At 58.3% G+C, this 17,505-nt stretch carries 17 protein-coding genes; 12 read left to right on the top strand and 5 right to left on the bottom strand.

The features are described from left to right. Positions 1-261: 261 nt before the first annotated feature. Positions 262-1,971, top strand: coding sequence for an ABC-F family ATP-binding cassette domain-containing protein (locus M2433_RS02230; RefSeq protein WP_429052552.1), 1,710 nt, complete (start codon positions 262-264; stop codon positions 1,969-1,971). Between the two features lie 197 nt (positions 1,972-2,168). Continuing rightward, positions 2,169-3,179, top strand: a complete 1,011-nt coding sequence (gene adhP, locus M2433_RS02225) for an alcohol dehydrogenase AdhP (protein ID WP_429052550.1) — start codon at positions 2,169-2,171, stop codon at positions 3,177-3,179. Positions 3,180-3,222: 43 nt separating this feature from the next. Here the strand turns inward: adhP and M2433_RS02220 are convergent, their stop codons facing one another. Continuing rightward, complete coding sequence (locus M2433_RS02220) at positions 3,223-3,729, bottom strand: RrF2 family transcriptional regulator (RefSeq protein ID WP_047348427.1); 507 nt, start codon at positions 3,727-3,729, stop codon at positions 3,223-3,225. 130 nt (positions 3,730-3,859) lie between these two features. On the opposite strand from M2433_RS02220, the gene M2433_RS02215 reads away from it, so the two are divergent. From M2433_RS02215 to M2433_RS02185, 7 genes are all read left to right on the top strand, one after another. After that, entirely contained in the window at positions 3,860-5,062 is a 1,203-nt protein-coding gene (locus M2433_RS02215; protein WP_429052548.1) for an NAD(P)/FAD-dependent oxidoreductase, read from the top strand. A 140-nt stretch (positions 5,063-5,202) separates the two neighbouring features. Further along, entirely contained in the window at positions 5,203-6,822 is a 1,620-nt protein-coding gene (locus tag M2433_RS02210; protein WP_429052546.1) for a TIGR04028 family ABC transporter substrate-binding protein, read from the top strand. Between the two features lie 10 nt (positions 6,823-6,832). Beyond that, positions 6,833-7,777, top strand: a complete 945-nt coding sequence (locus M2433_RS02205) for an ABC transporter permease (RefSeq protein WP_047348424.1) — start codon at positions 6,833-6,835, stop codon at positions 7,775-7,777. Then, positions 7,774-8,625, top strand: coding sequence for an ABC transporter permease (locus M2433_RS02200; RefSeq protein WP_047348423.1), 852 nt, complete (start codon positions 7,774-7,776; stop codon positions 8,623-8,625). Before M2433_RS02205 ends, M2433_RS02200 begins: the two co-directional genes overlap by 4 nt. Beyond that, a complete protein-coding gene (locus M2433_RS02195) occupies positions 8,622-10,229 on the top strand; it encodes a dipeptide ABC transporter ATP-binding protein (protein WP_429052544.1) in 1,608 nt (535 codons plus the stop codon). Before M2433_RS02200 ends, M2433_RS02195 begins: the two co-directional genes overlap by 4 nt. Beyond that, on the top strand, positions 10,226-11,215 hold the full coding sequence (locus M2433_RS02190; RefSeq protein ID WP_063956470.1) for a putative FMN-dependent luciferase-like monooxygenase: 990 nt from the start codon (positions 10,226-10,228) through the stop codon (positions 11,213-11,215). The genes M2433_RS02195 and M2433_RS02190 overlap by 4 nt, the downstream gene beginning before the upstream one ends. A 10-nt stretch (positions 11,216-11,225) precedes the next feature. Then, entirely contained in the window at positions 11,226-12,317 is a 1,092-nt protein-coding gene (locus M2433_RS02185) for an alkylhydroperoxidase domain protein (protein WP_429052542.1), read from the top strand. A 5-nt stretch (positions 12,318-12,322) separates the two neighbouring features. Here M2433_RS02185 and araJ read toward each other — a convergent pair whose 3' ends face one another. Both araJ and M2433_RS02175 read right to left on the bottom strand, forming a co-directional pair. Then, positions 12,323-13,498: an MFS transporter AraJ gene (gene araJ / locus M2433_RS02180; RefSeq protein WP_429052540.1), complete on the bottom strand. Its 1,176-nt coding sequence runs from the start codon at positions 13,496-13,498 to the stop codon at positions 12,323-12,325. A 120-nt stretch (positions 13,499-13,618) separates the two neighbouring features. Continuing rightward, entirely contained in the window at positions 13,619-14,263 is a 645-nt protein-coding gene (locus M2433_RS02175; protein WP_429053099.1) for a QnrE family quinolone resistance pentapeptide repeat protein, read from the bottom strand. A gap of 253 nt (positions 14,264-14,516) precedes the next feature. On the opposite strand from M2433_RS02175, the gene ppk2 reads away from it, so the two are divergent. The 3 genes from ppk2 (at position 14,517) to M2433_RS02160 (ending at position 15,898) form a co-directional block, all read left to right on the top strand. Next, positions 14,517-15,284, top strand: coding sequence for a polyphosphate kinase 2 (gene ppk2, locus M2433_RS02170; protein ID WP_429052539.1), 768 nt, complete (start codon positions 14,517-14,519; stop codon positions 15,282-15,284). Between the two features lie 102 nt (positions 15,285-15,386). Beyond that, a complete protein-coding gene (locus M2433_RS02165; protein WP_429052537.1) occupies positions 15,387-15,575 on the top strand; it encodes a type II toxin-antitoxin system CcdA family antitoxin in 189 nt (62 codons plus the stop codon). Then, positions 15,575-15,898 (top strand): CcdB family protein, encoded by a 324-nt coding sequence (locus M2433_RS02160; protein WP_429052535.1) that lies wholly within the window; start codon positions 15,575-15,577, stop codon positions 15,896-15,898. The genes M2433_RS02165 and M2433_RS02160 overlap by 1 nt, the downstream gene beginning before the upstream one ends. Before the next feature lie 65 nt (positions 15,899-15,963). On the opposite strand, the gene fdnI is transcribed toward M2433_RS02160, so the two are convergent. Beyond that, positions 15,964-16,620, bottom strand: coding sequence for a formate dehydrogenase-N subunit gamma (gene fdnI / locus M2433_RS02155; protein ID WP_429052534.1), 657 nt, complete (start codon positions 16,618-16,620; stop codon positions 15,964-15,966). Then, positions 16,613-17,497 (bottom strand): formate dehydrogenase subunit beta, encoded by an 885-nt coding sequence (gene fdxH, locus M2433_RS02150; protein ID WP_047348414.1) that lies wholly within the window; start codon positions 17,495-17,497, stop codon positions 16,613-16,615. Before fdxH ends, fdnI begins: the two co-directional genes overlap by 8 nt. Positions 17,498-17,505: the final 8 nt, after the last annotated feature.

Below are 17,505 nucleotides of genomic sequence, written 5' to 3'. Positions count from 1 at the left end.
TGCAGGAAAACGTTGTATAGTGATAGTCACCTACAACCTCATAACATATAAGGAGGCCAATTATGCTGTATCGTGAAATTTTCAATGTTTCACATACATTTGGTGATCGCACCAGCTCAAGCGTTATCGGTATCGTGCTGCGATAACTTCTGCTTGAGCGAAGACACCAACCCCTGAAATCCCTTCTCTCGGGCTTACTGAGTTATCGTCAGCGATGTTTGACGAGGCATAAACATGCCTGTAACTCTTGGGTAAGCAACAATGAGCACTTTACTCACTGCACAATCTTTACGCGTTGATACGGCGTTTGGCACGCTCTTCGACTCGCTCTCCTTTACGCTGAAAAAAGGCGACCGCATTGGTCTGCTGGGCGATAACGGCTGCGGCAAAAGTACGCTGCTGAAGGTGCTGGACGGCACTGACTCCCCTGCTGCCGGTACAGTAGCGCTGGCCGGGCACTGCCTGATGGCGCGCGTGGAGCAACACCTCCCGGACGCGATTTTACCGCTGACCATGCTGGATGCCGTCCTGGCCCAGCTGCCCTTAGCGGAACGCGACAGCCTGCGCTGGAAAGCCGAAACGCTGCTGGCGGGCATGGGTTTCACGCCGCAGGATATGTCGCTGCACTCCGCCACGCTCAGCGGCGGGCAGCACACCCGCCTGCTGCTGGCGCGGGCGCTGATTCACGAGCCGGACCTGCTCCTGCTTGATGAGCCCAGCAACCACCTGGACCTGCCGACCATGCTCTGGCTGGAGCACTTTTTACAGAACTGGTCAGGCAGCTTCGTGCTGGTCTCGCACGACAGGCAGCTGCTGGATGCCGTCACCAACGGCAGCTGGATCCTGCGCGATAAGATGCTGCACTACTTTGCCCTTCCCTGCACGGCGGCACGCGAGGCGCTTGAAGCAAAAGATGAAAGCGACGCGCAGCGCCACAAGGCGGAGCAAAAGGAGATCGACCGCGTGACGGCCAGCGCCAAACGTCTGGCGACCTGGGGCAAGGTTTACGACAACGAAGACCTGGCCCGCAAAGCCAAACAGATGGAAAAACAGGTTGAACGGCTCAAAGAGAGCCAGACCGCGCTCACGGCGGGCAGCCCGTGGACGTTAACCCTGCGCGGTGACGCGCTGCGGGCGGACCGTCTGCTGGAGATGGAAAACCTCGACGTCCCGCCTGCGCCCGGGCTACCGCCGCTGTTTACCATCGAAATGGCGCGGCTGAAAAGCGGCGATCGCGTGGCGATTGTCGGTCGTAACGGCTGCGGTAAATCGTCGTTGATGAGGCTTATCTGGCAACAGTTTGCCGATGAGCCGGCGGACGGCGGGCTGAAAATCCATCCGCGCGTCTCGCCGGGCTATTACGACCAGACGCTGAACCAGCTGCCGGATGACGCCACGCTGCTCGACGCGCTGGAGCCCTTCGCGCCCGACCCGCAAAACAGGAAGATGGCGCTCATCAGCGCCGGGTTCCCGTGGTCCCGTCACGGGCAAAAAGTCAGCACGCTCAGCGGCGGCGAACGTTCGCGCCTGCTGTTCGTTGGCCTGACGCTTGCCCGCTACAGCCTGCTGATGCTGGATGAGCCAACCAACCACCTGGATATGGAAGGCAAAGAGGCGCTGGCGCAAACCCTTCAGCAGTTTGAAGGGGGTGTGCTGCTGGTCAGCCATGACCGTCAGTTAATCAGCCAAAGCTGCAACCGTTTCTGGCTGATTGAAGAGGGAGCGCTGAGCGAGTGGCACGATGCAGAAGCGGTGTTTGAGCGGCTGCGTGAAAGCGCGGGGCTTATGACATCCGCTGCGCCCGCTGTCGCCGCGACGGTTCAGCCCTCGCCGTACGACGATCTGCTTGAACGGCTGGTCGCGCTGGAAACGCTGCTGGAAGACGATCTGGCGCGCAAGCCGAAGCATCAAAAGCCGCAGCTGCAGGCGCAATGGCGTAAGGAGATTGAGGAGATAGAAGCACAGCTGTAAGCCTGCGCCCGGCGAGCATCTCGCCGGGCCAGCATTTTCCCCCCTTAATTATTAGAGGATCGCCGTATTCTTAATCTGAAATCGAATCAAATGATGACATTATGTTGCCGCAGCCTTGCATTACCAGGCTAATGTATTAATCCTTAAGGGGTATTACACCTGCTATGCAGATTCTCATCATGAACAAGGAGATACACATGAAGGCTGCTGTTGTCACACAGGACCACCAGGTCAACGTTACCGAAAAAACCTTACGCCCGCTCAAGCACGGGGAAGCCCTGCTGAAGATGGAGTGCTGTGGCGTATGCCATACCGATCTCCACGTGAAGAACGGTGATTTCGGCGATAAAACCGGGGTTATCCTGGGCCATGAAGGGATTGGGATCGTGAAAGAAGTCGGCCCTGGCGTGAAATCGCTGAAGGTCGGCGACCGCGCAAGCGTGGCGTGGTTTTTTGAAGGCTGTGGCCACTGTGAATACTGTAATACCGGCAACGAGACCCTGTGCCGCGATGTGAAAAACGCCGGCTACTCCGTTGACGGCGGCATGGCGGAGGAGTGCATCGTCACCGCGGATTACGCGGTAAAAGTGCCGGACGGTCTGGAATCCGCTGCAGCCAGCAGCATCACCTGTGCCGGGGTCACCACCTATAAAGCGGTAAAAATTTCCGGTATTAAACCGGGCCAGTGGATTGCGATTTACGGTCTGGGCGGGCTGGGCAACCTCGCGCTGCAGTACGCCAAAAACGTTTTTAACGCCAAAGTCATCGCCCTTGACGTTAACGACGAACAGCTGAAGCTGGCGGCAAGCATGGGTGCGGATTTGACCATCAACTCCCGCAGCGAAGATGCCGCTAAAATTGTGCAGGAAAAAACCGGCGGCGCGCATGCCGCAGTCGTTACCGCCGTCGCAAAAGCGGCATTCAACTCGGCGGTAGACGCCGTGCGTGCCGGTGGCCGCGTGGTCGCGGTTGGCCTGCCGCCAGAATCGATGAGCCTCGACATTCCGCGCCTGGTGCTGGACGGCATTCAGGTGGTGGGTTCGCTGGTCGGCACCCGCCAGGACCTGCAGGAAGCGTTCCAGTTCGCCGCTGAAGGTAAAGTGGTGCCGAAAGTGACGATGCGCCCGATCGAGGACATCAATGCCATCTTTAAAGAGATGGAACAGGGCCAGATCCGTGGCCGTATGGTGATCGACTTACGTTCGTAAACACCTTTTGCCGGGTAATGGCTATGTCTTACCCGGCTCATAACTACGACGAACGACGAACTGAAATCCACTCCTGAACCTCAATCTGGAAGGTGTCCGGCGCCTTTCGGTACATTTTGCGCGCCAGGTCGAGAATAGTATGACGCGCGAGCTCCTCTTCCATCCGCTGCTGCGCACTGTCCATGACTGAACGTACTCCGCACGGGCCGTCGCATACCCAGGCGGGAGGGGTTTCATCAAACACGGCCAGCCGCTGGCGCACTTCACGACATTCAAACATATTTTTCTCGCCGTCAATGGCATGCGCCACATCCAGCACGCTGATCAGCTCTGCCGGGCGCGCCAGCTTGAAGCCCCCGCCCTTGCCTTCCGTACTGATGACCAGCCCGGCGCGCGACAGGCGCGTAAAAATTTTTCCAAGATAATCATACGGCACGCCCTGCAGGGCAGCCATCTCCCGGACGCTCATCTCACGCTCGTTGCCCTTCGCATCCACCATACACATCAGGCTGTGAATGCCGTATTCCACACCGGAACTGTAAAACGCCATGGTTCACTCCGAATCATTGTTCGCAGCAGTATAACGTTTTTTAACTCAGAAAGAAGTTGTCGCAGTTAACTCCGACAAGTATAGTGGTAGTTATGTCAGGTATACAGCCTGCCGTTCAAAAGGATCGAGTATGAAAAAGCAGATATTAATTGTGGGTTGCGGGTTTTCTGGTATGTGGGCTGCGGTCAGCGCCGCGCGCCTGTCGGCGCAGCAGGAAAAAGACAGCCTTAAAATTTCCGTACTGGCCCCCGAGCCTGAACTGCGTGTTCGCCCACGCTTCTATGAGGAGAACGTATCAACGCTGGTCGCCCCATTAACAGACCTGTTTGCTGAGCTTGATATTACGTTCATCGCCGGACACGCAGAACAGATTGATACCGCGAAGAAAACCGTTTCATACCGGACGTCGCATGGCGATCGTGCTACGGCTTCCTTCGACCGGCTGATTCTCGCTACGGGCAGCCAGACCAAACGCCCACCGATTGCCGGCCTGGCTGACTACGCCTTCGATATCGACCAGTTGGAAACTGCACAGGCATTCAGGCGTCACCTGGACTCGCTGGTGTTACGCCCCTCAACGCCTGAACGCAACACCGTGGTAATCTGCGGAGGCGGCTTTACCGGCATTGAGCTGGCAACGGAGTTGCCTGCCCGGCTGCGCTCCCGTCTTGGGGATGATACAGAGATTAAAATAGTCGTAGTTGAAAGAGGGCCAGTCATTGGCGGCCGCTACAGTGAAGCACTACGTGAAACCATTGCGGAGGCGAGCCAGGCGCTGGGCGTTGAATGGCGATTAGACAGTGAAGTTGAAGCCGTTGATGCCCACGGGGTAACGCTGAAAAATGGTGAACGTATTGCTACTGCGTCCGTCGTCTGGACCGCCGGCGTAGAGGCCAACCCTCTTAGCCTGCAGATTGACGGTGAACGCGATAGCCAGGGTCGCCTGGTCGTGGCAGAGACGTTACAGGTTCCGACGCATCCGGACGTCTATGCTACTGGCGATATGGCTCACGCCAAAACAGACGATGCGGGCAATACGGCACTGATGACCTGCCAGCACGCGATCCAGCTAGGGAAATTTGCCGGACACAACGCGGCGGCCAGCCTGCTGAACATTGAACCTTATCCTTATCGTCAGGTGAATTACGTAACCTGCCTGGACCTGGGGGGCTGGGGTGCGGTTTATACAGAGGGCTGGGATCAGGCCGTTAAATCAGTGCGGGATGAAGCCAAGAAGATCAAGATTGCCATCACTAACGAGCTGATCTACCCCCCGGCAGCCGATAAAGCGGTTGCGTTTGCCGCCGCAGACCCGCTGGCGACATTCGTTTAACTTCCAGCCTGCGCCTCCCTGACGGGGCGCTTTTATAGCCATTTTCCGGCAATCCTTATCTTAATTCCTTTGTTCCCTTGTTTTCCCCCGCGCCCGATGATGAATCCGACGCTAACAAGAAGATAACAAAGGAATTCACCATGCAAACCCCATTTCGTCTGCCGCTGCTGACGGCGCTGATTCTGACGACAACCGCAGCCTGGTCCGCCGATGCGCCGGTCAAAGGCGGCACGCTGATTTATCTGGAGCAGCAGGCGCACACTAACCTCTACCCGCCCGCCGGCGGCTTCTACCCGAACGGCGGCATCCTGAATCAGATCACCGACAAGCTGACCTGGCAGAACCCAAAGACGCTGCAGGTCGAACCGTGGGTGGCAGAAAGCTGGACCACTAACGCCGATAAAACCGAATACACCTTTAAAATTCGCCCGGGAGTCACCTTCTCCGACGGCACGCCGCTGGACGCCAACGCCGTAGCGAAAAACTTTGATACCTACGGATTGGGCAATAAGGCGCAGCGACTGCCGGTGTCAGAAGTGATCAATAACTACGATCGCAGCGAAGTGGTCGACCCGCTGACCGTGAAGTTCTACTTCAAAAAACCGTCGCCGGGATTCCTGCAGGGCACCGCCACGATTGGCTCTGGCCTGGTCTCGCTCAGCACGCTGAAACGCAACTTTGAAGAGCTGGGAGACGCCCGCCATATCATTGGCTCCGGCCCGTTTGTGGTGAAGGACGAGAAGCTCGGCCGCGAAGTGACGCTCGAAGCCCGCAAAGACTACCGGTGGGGACCTAAAAATCTGGCGCAGCAGGGTCCTGCCAATCTGGACGGCATCAAGTTTATCGTAACCCAGGAGGACAGCGTGCGCGTCGGCGCCCTGCTGGCCGGTCAGGCGGATTTTATCCGTCAGGTGCAGGCGTATGACGAAAAGCAGGCGACGGACCAGGGCTATAAGATCTACGCCGCCCCGACGCGCGGCGTGAATGACAGCATCAGCTTCCGTCCGGACAACCCGCTGGTCGCCGATATTCGCGTTCGTCAGGCGCTGCTGCACGCCACCAATGCCAAACAGGTGGTCGAGACCCTCTTCTCGGCCAACTATCCGCAGGCGAAGTCGGTGATTGCCGATTCCGCCGCAGGCTTTGTCGACCTCAGCGACAAACTGACCTTCGACCCGGCAAAAGCTAACCAGCTGCTGGACGAGGCGGGCTGGAAAGCGGGCAGCGACGGGATCCGCGCCAAAGACGGGCAGCGGCTGGCGCTGACGGTGTATGAATCGCTGCCGCAGCCGCAAAACAAAGAGGTGCTGCAGCTGGTTGCCCAGCAGTGGCGTCAGGTGGGCGTTGCCCTGAGCGTCAAAGCCGGCGACGCTGGCAGCCGCACGCTGGATAACCTTGACCCGCTGAAAACGCCGCTAACCGTCTCCGAAGTGGGCCGCGCCGATCCTGACGTGGTGAAAAGCATGTTCTACCCCGCTAACCGCGACGCGCTGCTGCAGAAAGGCGGCTCCAGCGACAAGGTCAAAAACTTCCGCGACGACAAGCTGAACGCACTGCTGGTCGATATCTCCGCCGAGGTCGATCCACAAAAACGCCTGCAGTTGAGCGGCGATGCCCAGCGTTACCTGCTGGATAACGCCTACGTCATTCCGATTTTCGAGGAGCCGCAGGTCTTCGCCGGCGCCCCGTGGCTGAAAGGCGTGAGCTTTGAAGCGGTAGGCCGCCCGTCGTTCTACGGCGTGTGGATTGAGAAACACTAAGGAGCCGACGATGCGCCACGCACTTCTTCAACGTTTTGGGCACGGGCTACTGGTGCTGTGGGCCGCCTTTACCCTCTCGTTCGTGTTGCTCCAGGTGCTGCCGGGCGACGCGGTGCTGATTAAATTTCAGAACCCGGATCTGGGCTTAAGCCCGGCGCAAATCGAGGAGATGCGCGTGGCTTACGGCGCGGACAGCCCGCTGTGGCAGCAGTACGGCCACACGCTGCTGGCGATGCTGCGCGGGGATTTCGGCTATTCGTTACAGGCTGGCGTGCCGGTCAGCGAGCTGATTGCCAGCAACCTGCCGGATACCCTGAGCCTCGCCCTGCCCGCGTTTGTACTCGCGGTCCTGCTGGCGTTTGCGCTGGCCTTTGCGTCGCGGCTGCCGGGTCTGCGCTGGCTGAGCAATACCCTCCAGTCTCTGCCGGTCCTGTTTATCTCGTTACCGACGTTCTGGCTGGGCATTGCCCTGATCCAGCTTTTTTCTTTTCAGCTGCGGCTGATCCCGGTAATTAACCCGACGCCGCTGCAGGGGCTGATCCTGCCGATCGTGACCGTCGCCATCCCGATCTCCGCCCCGCTGGCGCAAATCCTTATGCGCAGCCTGGACCAGGTGGCGACGCAGCCGTTTGTTGCTGTTGCCCGGGCCAAAGGGCTGAGTGAAACCGCCGTCCTGTGGCGTCACGTGACGGGCAACGCCCTGCTGCCGGTGCTGAATATTGCCGGGCTGCTGCTGGGCGAGCTGATTGCCGGAGCGCTGATCACGGAAACCGTTTTTGGCCGCAGCGGGCTCGGGCAACTGACCCAGCAGGCGGTGAATAACCAGGATATCGCCGTGCTTCAGGCGGTGGTGATGATTTCCGCCCTCGGTTTTGTCCTGATCAATCTGCTGGTGGATCTGCTGATGCCGCTGCTGGATCCCCGTCTGCAACCCCTTTCCGGAGGTGCATCATGAGCCTTGTCGATTACGCAGCCGCCGCGCGAAAACGCGTCCCCACCTGGCAGGGTGTCGAATGGCAGCCCGGACTGTGGCTGGCATGGGCGGTGATTATTATTGCCCTTTTTGCCGCCGTGGCGCCCGGCCTGTTAACCCACTACAGCCCGATTGAGGGCATCGCGGGCGCACAGCGCCTGGCGCCGCAGGCCGGCCACTGGCTCGGCACCGATCAGCTTGGCCGCGATGTTTACGCGCGTATCGTTTATGGCGCCTCCCACTCCCTGAGCGCGGCGCTGGCCGCCGTCACGATGGGTCTGCTGGTGGGTACCGGTTTAGGAGTGGTTGCCGGGGCGTTCGCCGGACGCGTCGAGTCTCTGCTGATGCGTTTCGTCGACGTGCTGCTGTCCATCCCGTCTCTGCTGCTCTCGCTGACGGTGATTATTCTGCTCGGCTTTGGCACCGTTAACGCCGCGATTGCCGTGGGCGTAGCCTCGATTGCCAGCTTCGCCCGCCTCGCGCGCGGTGAAGTGGTGCGCATCCGCCATACGGATTATGTCGAAGCGGCGTATGGCAGCGGCGGGACGTTCTTTGCGGTGCTGTGGCGACACATCCTGCCCAACGCCTTAACCGCCGTGCTCGCCTTTGCCACGCTGCAGTTTGGTCAGGCCATCCTGGCGCTCTCCACGCTGAGCTTTCTCGGCTACGGCACCCCGCCGCCCGTGCCGGAATGGGGCTTATTGATTGCCGAAGGCCGTAACTATCTCTCTACCGCCTGGTGGTTAACCACCTTCCCCGGCCTGGCCGTTATCGCCGTGGTGCTGGCAACCAACCGTATCAGCCAACAGTTCAGCGGAGGCCTGAAATGACCGTACTCTCGGTAGAAAACCTCACCATCAGCTACCGCACCGCGCGCCAGTGGCGAGAGGTGGTGCATAACGTCAGCTTCACGCTCGGGCGAGGAGAAATGCTGGCGTTTGTCGGCGAGTCCGGCTCCGGCAAAACGACCACGGCGCAGGCGATCATCGGTCTGCTGGCCGATAACGCCCGGCGCGATGCGGGGAAAATCATTCTCAACGGCGAGGAGATAAGCCAGTGGTCCGCTAAGCGTCTCGATACCCTTCGCGGCGCGCGAGTTAGCCTGGTTCCGCAGGACCCGGGTAATTCACTCAACCCGGTAAAAACCATCGGCGCGCAGGTCGGCGAAATTATCCAGCTGCACCAAAAGGTCACGGCTCACCAGCGCGACGAGCAGGTGCTCGCCCTGCTGACAAAGGTCGGCCTGAACCACCCCGAGCAGCGCATGAAGCAGTACCCGCATCAGCTCTCCGGCGGCATGAAGCAGCGCGTGCTGATTGCCATTGCGATGGCGCTGCTCCCGGACGTCATCATTGCCGATGAGCCCACCAGCGCGCTGGACGTGACGGTGCAAAAACGTATTCTCGACCTGCTGGATATCCTGCGTCGGGAATCGGGTACCGCTGTCCTGTTTGTTACCCACGATCTGGCGCTGGCCGCCGAGCGCGCGGACAGGCTGCTGGTTTTTCGCGATGGCGAAATTCAGGAGCAGGGAAACACCGCCGATATCGTCCGCACGCCGCAGCACGCCTACACCCGTCAGCTGCTGAGCGATCTCCAGGGCCAGCGCCTGACCATCGCCCCGGTGGGCGGTCTGACGCTCGCGTCACCGGCCATTCGCGCCCGCGCCATCAGCAAACGGTTCTCGCTGGGCAAAGGCCATCACCTTCAGGCGCTGGATGAGGTCACTTTTAGCGTCAGGCGCGGCAGCACGCATGCGCTGGTCGGTGAATCCGGCTCCGGAAAAACTACCCTCGCCCGTATTTTGCTGGGCTTTGAACAGGCCGACAGCGGGCAGGTCATTATTGACGATATCGACGCCACCACGCTCAGCCGCGAGGCCCGTCGTCAGCTGCGCCAGAAGATCCAGTTTGTCTACCAGAACCCGTTTGCCTCTCTCGACCCGCGTCAGACGCTGTTTGACATTATCGAAGAGCCGCTGAAGAACTTTTCCCGCCTGCGCAAAGCAGAGCGTAAGGTCCGGGTGGAGACGGTCGCGCAGCGGGTTGCCCTGCCCGTCGAGCTCCTGAGCCGCACCGCCCGGGAGCTTTCTGGCGGACAGCGCCAGCGCGTTGCCATCGCCCGGGCGCTGATCCTGGAGCCGACCATTCTGGTGCTGGACGAAGCCACCTCCGCGCTGGACGTCACCGTCCAGGCGCAGATCCTGGCTCTGCTTCAGCAGCTGCAGCAGCAGCTGGGGTTAACCTATCTCTTTATTACGCACGATCTCTCCACAGTTCGCCGGATCGCCCACAGCGTCACGGTGCTGCGCAGCGGTCAGGTGGTCGAGCACGGCGACGTCGGGACCTTATTCGCATCGCCGCAGAACGCCTATACCCGCGAGCTGATTGACGCCATTCCCCATTTTTCACCCGCTACGGAGGAGTTCGCATGACGCGAAAACGCCTGGGGTTTTTCACCCGCCTGCTTGACGACGCTGCGCCGAAGGAGCGCTATCGTCTGGCAACAGAACAGATCCGCCACGCTGAACGCCACGGTTTCGACAGCGCCTGGATTGCGCAGCACCACTTCCACGAAAGCGAAGGCGGGCTGCCGTCGCCGCTGCTGTTTCTGGCGCACGCGGCCGCGCATACCGAAACCATCCGCCTGGGCACGGCTATCATCACCCTGCCGATGGAAAACCCGCTGCGCGTGGCGGAAGATGCCGCGGTGCTTGATTTACTCGCCGAAGGACGTCTTGAAGTCGGGCTGGGGTCAGGCGGCACGCCCACCTCATTCCTGCCGTTCGGCCTGACGTTTGAGGCGCGCGCGAGCGCGTTTGCCGAGAACCTGCACGTGCTCCAGAGCGCCTGGCGCGGCGATTCGCTCGCCCATCCGGATAACCATTTATACCCGCCGGCACCGCAGCTGGCGGACCGCATCTGGATTGCCACCTTCTCCGTAGACGGCGCAGTGCGGGCGGCACAGGCCGGACACGGCTTAATGCTCTCCCGCACGCAGCCGCGCCCGGCGGACCGGCCGGATCTCACGCTCGATGAAATCCAGAACCCGATTGTGGATGCCTACCTTGAGGCGCTGCCGGCGGGCATCGCGCCGCGCATTCTCACCTCCCGTACCGCGTTCGTCGCCGACAGCGATGACTATGCGCTGAAGGTGGCAACGCCGGGCCTGACGAAGCAGGCACAGCAGCATCGCGCTGCCGGACACGCGGTTAAAGGTGACACCGTCACCGATTATCGCCGCCAGTTTGACGCCCATATCGGTTCACCCGAGACGGTACTGCGTTCACTGCACGCCGACTCCATTCTCAGGCGCGCCACGGATATCTCGTTCCAGGTCCATTCGGTTGAGCCCACGCACCGCGACACGCTGCGCTCCATTGAGCTGATTGCCGAACATATCGCCCCCCACATACTTTGAGGAGACACCTATGTCATTAAGTCAGGACATTCTCGCCGAGCTGGCGGAAATTAAACCCGGTTCCCCTCTGGCAGAGGCGCGCGCCACGCGGGATGCCGCCACGCGCCACGCGCAGGGCAGCTACGAAATCCTCTTCAGCCAGCAGGATGATGATTTTGCACTCGACGAGCGTTTCGCCGTGGCCGCAAAAGTGGCCAGATGGCACAGCGCGGAGGCGCTGGCCGCGCACTACGCGGGGTTTGGCCTGGCCGACCCCACCTCAGAACGCCTGACCCCGGCGCTGAACTTCGCGCGCCTGCTGACGTTCTCACCCGTTGAAGCCACGCCGGCCGCGTTAAAGGCATTGAGCCAGGCGGGATGGAGCAAGGAAGGTATCGTCACCCTGGCGCAGCTCATCGCGTTTGTGAGCTTCCAGAGCCGACTGGTTGCCGGGCTGCGGCTGCTGAACGACAGGCCCGTCGCCGCAAGCGATGTGCCGGTAGCCGCAGGCCTCTGGCACACGACCGCAACCACGGCCACCGGGAAGGCGGCTCCCGTCGCGTTCACCCAGCAGGAGCTGGGCTGGGAGCCGTGGCTGGCCGCCAAACCGCTGGCGGATTTCCGCGACGATGAGGTTGCCATACTGGCGAAATTTGGTCATACCGATTCCGACTATTTCCGCCTGCTGGGGCGCAATCTGCCGGTGCTTGAACAGCGCACGCTGACCGATAAAGGGATTTTTTATACCCCAGGAGGATTGCCGCGCGCCGAGCGCGAGCTGGCCGCAACGGTCGCCAGTAAAATCAACGGCTGCATCTACTGCGCCTCTGTCCATGCACGTAAAGCCAGCCAGCTGTCAAAGGATGACGGCGCGGTAGAGGCGCTTCTGGCGGTGCGTCCGGGGCAATCCCTGAGCGAGGGGCAGTCTGCGCGCTGGCAGGCGGAAATTAACTTTGCGGCAGCGCTGTCGGTTACGCCGCCTGCCGCCACGCCGCTGCACCTTGCCGCACTCGAAAAAGAGGGGCTGGATATCCTGGCGCAGCTTGACCTGGTACAGTCCGCGGCGTTCTTCGCCTGGGCCAACCGCCTGATGCTGACCCTTGGCGAGCCCTGGCTTGCCTGACCCGATCAGGCTAGCGCGCGAGCGTTAGCCTGAGCCTGCCTGGCCCGCAGATAACCGTAGATCAGCAGCGCGCTCATGGCCGAGAAAGAGAGTATCGCCGCAGGCAGCGTGACGTAGCTCCAGCTAAAGCCGAGTGTAATCATCATCCCGCCAAAGTACGCGCCAATCGCGCTGCCGAGATTAAACGCCATCTGCCCGCCCGCGGCCCCCAGCATCTCCCCGCCCTTCGCATTTTGCAGAAGCAGGATTTGCAGCGGCGCAGAAAGCGCGAACAGTCCGGCGCAGCAGATAAAGCCCATCACCAGCGAGGCCGTTTTCAGCTCGCCAAAGGCGAAAAGCAGCAGCAGCGAGGCGACAATCACCATGTCGGTGGTGGCCGCAATGCGCAGCGGGCTAAAGCGACCCGAGAGCTTACCGCTCAACAGATTGCCCAACACCATCCCAAGGCCCATCAGCATCATGATAATGGTCATCACGCCTTCGGTGAAGCCGGAAACGTTGACCATAAACGGCTTAACGAAGCTGAACCAGGCGAACACGCCGGCGTTGCCAAACATCGTGGCGGCAAAAATCAACCAGGGTTCTGGTTTCTTCAGAAAATGGAACTGCTCGGTCAATTTAATTTCTGATTTGTCATGGATGTCCGGCACCCAGAGCAGCACCGAGAGGATCACCAGCGCATTGAACACGGCAATCAGGAAAAAGGTATAGCGCCAGCTGAACTGGTGCCCAAGCCAGGTCCCCAGCGGAACGCCCACCAGGTTCGCCACGGTCATACCGGCGATCATTCCCGCCACCGCGACCGTCACCTTCCCCGGTGGCGCAATTTTCGAGAGGATAATTGCCCCGACGCCGAAAATCGCACCGTGCGGGAATCCTGAAATTAAGCGCCCCGCCGCCAGCCAGAAATAGGACGTTGAAAAGGTAAACAGGGCGTTTCCGACGGCGGACATCGCCACCAGAAACAGCAGCGTGGTTTTTAACGAGAGCTTGCCTGAAAACAGCGCCATGACTGGCGCGCCAATCACCACCCCGAAGGCATAAAACGAGATCATATTCCCGGCAGAGGGAATTGAAATGCCGGTGTCATGTGCCAGCTCGGTTAACACTCCCATAATGCCAAACTCAGCCATTCCCAGGCCAAAGGTGCTCAGCGCCAACGAAAAAATTGTCTTTTTCATACTTCAACCACTGGTTAATCACTCGCGACGGGCATTATTGAATAATCTTGTATGGTGAGCCAGTTCAAATCAGCCCACTGACAGGTTAATCCATTAATTCAGGTAAGGTTGTGAATACCGCTAGCCCAAAACCACGATGCCAAGCCGCTCCATCAGCTGGGCAATCTGATAGCTGTCCAGTTTGACACCCTGCAAATCAATACCGCGCACGTCCAGTTCACCCAGTTCTGAGTTGGTCAGATCGCAGTGGGTAAAATTGGCTGCTCGCCAGTCAAAAGAGGAGAACTCGCCCCCCGACAGATCCGAGCCGCTGAAGGTGGCACCGAGTATTTGCGCACCGTTCCAGCGGTTTTCCCACAACTCGCATTTTTCCAGAACCACCTTCGAAAAATTGGTATAGCTCAGGTTGCTTTTTGTTATGTAAGCACTACAAAACCAGGTACGCGTAGTGATCATGTTCATAAAACTGGCTCCGCGAAAATCAGCCCCTTGCGCCCTGCATTCACGAATTTCGATGCCTAATGCATTCGAATGCCTGAAATCCGCCATCGATAAATCGCAGCTTTTGAAAATAGCATCTTTAAGCTGCGCCCGAGTAAACTTACCGCCCTGCTGGCTTTCCCGGTCATAGAACTGACAGCCAATAAACTCCGTGCTGGTTAAATCCGTGCCGGAAAAGTCGCAGTTACGAAAGATTGCATTCTCTATTTTCTCGCCGGTAAAACGAGTACGACCGATTTTTTCGCCCTCAAAAATCAATGCCATCACAACCACCTGTTTATTCATACAGTATCTTTCACCATTCTAACCCGTTACCTGCAGAAGTGAAACACGCTTATCTGACACACATGTCTAAAATTCCCGCGAAGGTTGCAGGCCAGCATTACACTTCAAAGTGTTAGTTCCTTCTAAGCACATCACCCGATCCGGAGATGAGGATTATCATGGGAAACGCAAAGCAGAATAAAACCAAAGCAGCGACCGTGACCAAACAAGCGCAGATAGCCTGGTTAAACCCGTGCTAAAGACCAAAGAGTACGAACAAGAGCTTCGTCGCCTGCACGTCGAACTGGTTAAGCTCCAGCAGTGGGTCGTCGCCAAAGGACTCAAAGTGTGTATTGTTTTTGAAGGACGCGACGGTGCCGGCAAAGGCGGTACCATTAAAGCGATCACCGAGCGCGTCAGCCCACGCGTATTTCGCGTTGTTGCGCTCCCTGCCCCGACGGATAAAGAAAAAAGCCAGCTCTACTTTCAGCGCTATGTACCGCATCTGCCTTCGGCAGGCGAGATCGTGATCTTCGATCGCAGCTGGTACAACCGCGCGGGCGTGGAACGGGTGATGGGGTTCTGTACTGAGGAACAGGTTGAGAAATTTTTGGACGGCACGCCGGTCATGGAAAAAGCGATGGTCGATGCCGGCATCATCCTGCTGAAGTACTGGCTGGAAGTGACGCCTAAAGAGCAGGAGCGCCGCCTGCGCGACCGTATTAACGATGGTCGTAAAATCTGGAAGCTTTCGCCGATGGATATTAAATCTTTTAACCTGTGGGACGAGTACACCCGCGCCCGCGACGCCATGTTTGAAGCCACCGATACCGCCTGGGCACCGTGGTTTGTGGCGCGTTCAGAGGATAAAAAACGCGTGCGCCTGAATATTATTTCGCACCTGCTTTCGCAGATCCCGTATAAAGAACTGCACGTTGAAAAGGTCGATTTACCGAAGCGTAAAATAGGTAAGGTGAAGCCAACGAAATACCCGTTCAGGTATATTTCCGAGAAGTTTTAATATTACTGGAAGACGGCTCGCAGAATGTAGATTATCAGGGGGAACGGTATTGTTTTTTGTTGGCTGCGGTTGATAATGACCGCACCAACAAAGGAGGTAAAAATGAAACATACCGCAGAAACAAAGCCTAGCCAGAACATTACATCGCGTAAGCCCTTGAGTCATGGTGAACAATGTCAGGCCAGACGGCGTCAGCCCTCAGAAGAAGATCGTGCATTTATACAGGCAATGAATGAGTTTGTAGAGAAGCATGGAACGATTACTGATGATGATTTTTTCAGGGTGCTTTAATGCTGAGACAATTTAATGTTTATCGTAATACGTCCGCCGCAACACGGGACAGGCTACCTTACTATATGCTTATTCAGGATGATTCCTTTGACGATCTGGCTACGCGCGTAATCGTACCGCTTGCGAGAAACAATAGGCTACCGTTATGGCAGAGCCAGTTGGCTCCTGGCGTTAATATCGATTTTGAAACGTTTCTAATTTATTCGCCAATGATAACGAATATTAATAATCGAAAAATCAGTCCTAAAGACTTTGTTTGTAATTTACGCCACGCACGTCATGACGTTATAGCGGCAATTGATCGTTTATTGACGAACACATGACTTAAGGCCTGCCTGGTAGGCCCGCGCAAGCGCAGCGCCGCCGGGCAAAGCCGACGGCGCAAAGTTCACTTCATTCCTTCCGTACTTTCCCTTTTCGCTTCCAGTCGTTCCACATCACGGTACCAGCGCAGGTGATGTTTCTGCGCCCAGCGACGGCTCACCTTCCCTTCAATCATCCCTTTAATCGAGCCTTTCACCCAGAACGCCATATACATATGGATCAGGATGGCATGAATCAGGATGATGGCCGAGGTCGCGTGGATCAGCAGCGCGTAGCGCACCACCTGGATCGGGAAATAGTGCGCGAAATACGGTCGCCAGATAATCACCCCGGTCACCAGCAGCACAAAAATCATGCTCATGATGGTCCAGAACATCATTTTCTGCCCGGCGTTGTATTTGCCCACCTTCGCGACTTTATGCTCGTTACCCTTCAGGACTTCGACGATCCCTTTCACCCACGGGATATCCTGCTTGTCCGGGATGTTGTGATGAACGAAGCGCACGAACATAAACATCAGCACCACGAAAATCAGCACGCCGAAGAACGGGTGCAGAATGCGCCCCATCTGAGGGGTACCGAAGGTTTCGGTTAGCCACTGCAGCGTCGGGAAGAAGAACGAAATTCCCGACACCGCCACCAGGAAGAAGCAGATCACGACCGTCCAGTGACAGGCGCGGTCAACGAACTTTGTGCGCACTATCATTTTCGACTTACTCATGATGCTCCTCCTCATCGTCATCCACCTCTTTGTTTGGCCCAATACCGATATAGTGATAAATCAACCCGGCGAAGGTGGCGATAAAGCCCGCCGCAGAGAGCGGTTTCAGCGCCCCTTTCCACAGGTTGATCGAGGTATCGATCGCCGGATCTTTCGGCAGGTTGTGGTACAGCTCTGGCTGGTCGTTGTGGTGCAACACATACATGACGTGCGTGCCGCCCACGCCCTGCGGGTTATAGATGCCCGCATTCTCATAGCCGCGCGCTTTGAGCTTATCCACCCGCGCCTGCGCCACGTCCAGCATCTCTTTTTTGGTGCCAAAGTGAATGGCGCCGGTTGGACAGGTCTTCACGCAGGCAGGCTCCTGGCCGACGCTGACGCGATCGACGCACAGAGTGCATTTATATACCCGGTTATCCTCTTTATTGAGGCGCGGGATATTAAACGGACAGCCCGCGATGCAGTAGCCGCAGCCGATGCAGTTGTCCTGCTGGAAGTCGACGATCCCGTTGGCGTACTGAATGATCGCCCCGGCAGACGGGCACGCCTTCAGGCAGCCCGGATCTTCACAGTGCATGCAGCCGTCCTTGCGGATGAGCCACTCCAGCCTGCCGTTCTGCTCGGTTTCGCTAAAGCGCATCACCGTCCAGGATTTGGCGCTCAGATCCGCCGGATTGTCGTAAACCCCAACGCAATGCCCCACTTCGTCGCGAATGTCGTTCCACTCCGAGCAGGCCACCTGGCAGGCCTTGCAGCCCACGCAGGAGGAGACATCAATAAGCTTGGCGACTTCTGCCTTGTAATCCCGCGCGCGAGGCGCGGGGGTAATCGGGTTAGTCGCGGAGCGCTTAATAATGTCTTGTGTTTCCATCGCCATCTAATCGC

Source organism: Enterobacter sp. AC1 (genome assembly GCF_050434705.1).
Taxonomy (GTDB): Bacteria; Pseudomonadota; Gammaproteobacteria; order Enterobacterales; family Enterobacteriaceae; genus Enterobacter; species Enterobacter cloacae_L.
Note: the sequence above shows the minus strand (reverse complement) of the source record. Positions and strands in the feature narration are given on the sequence as shown.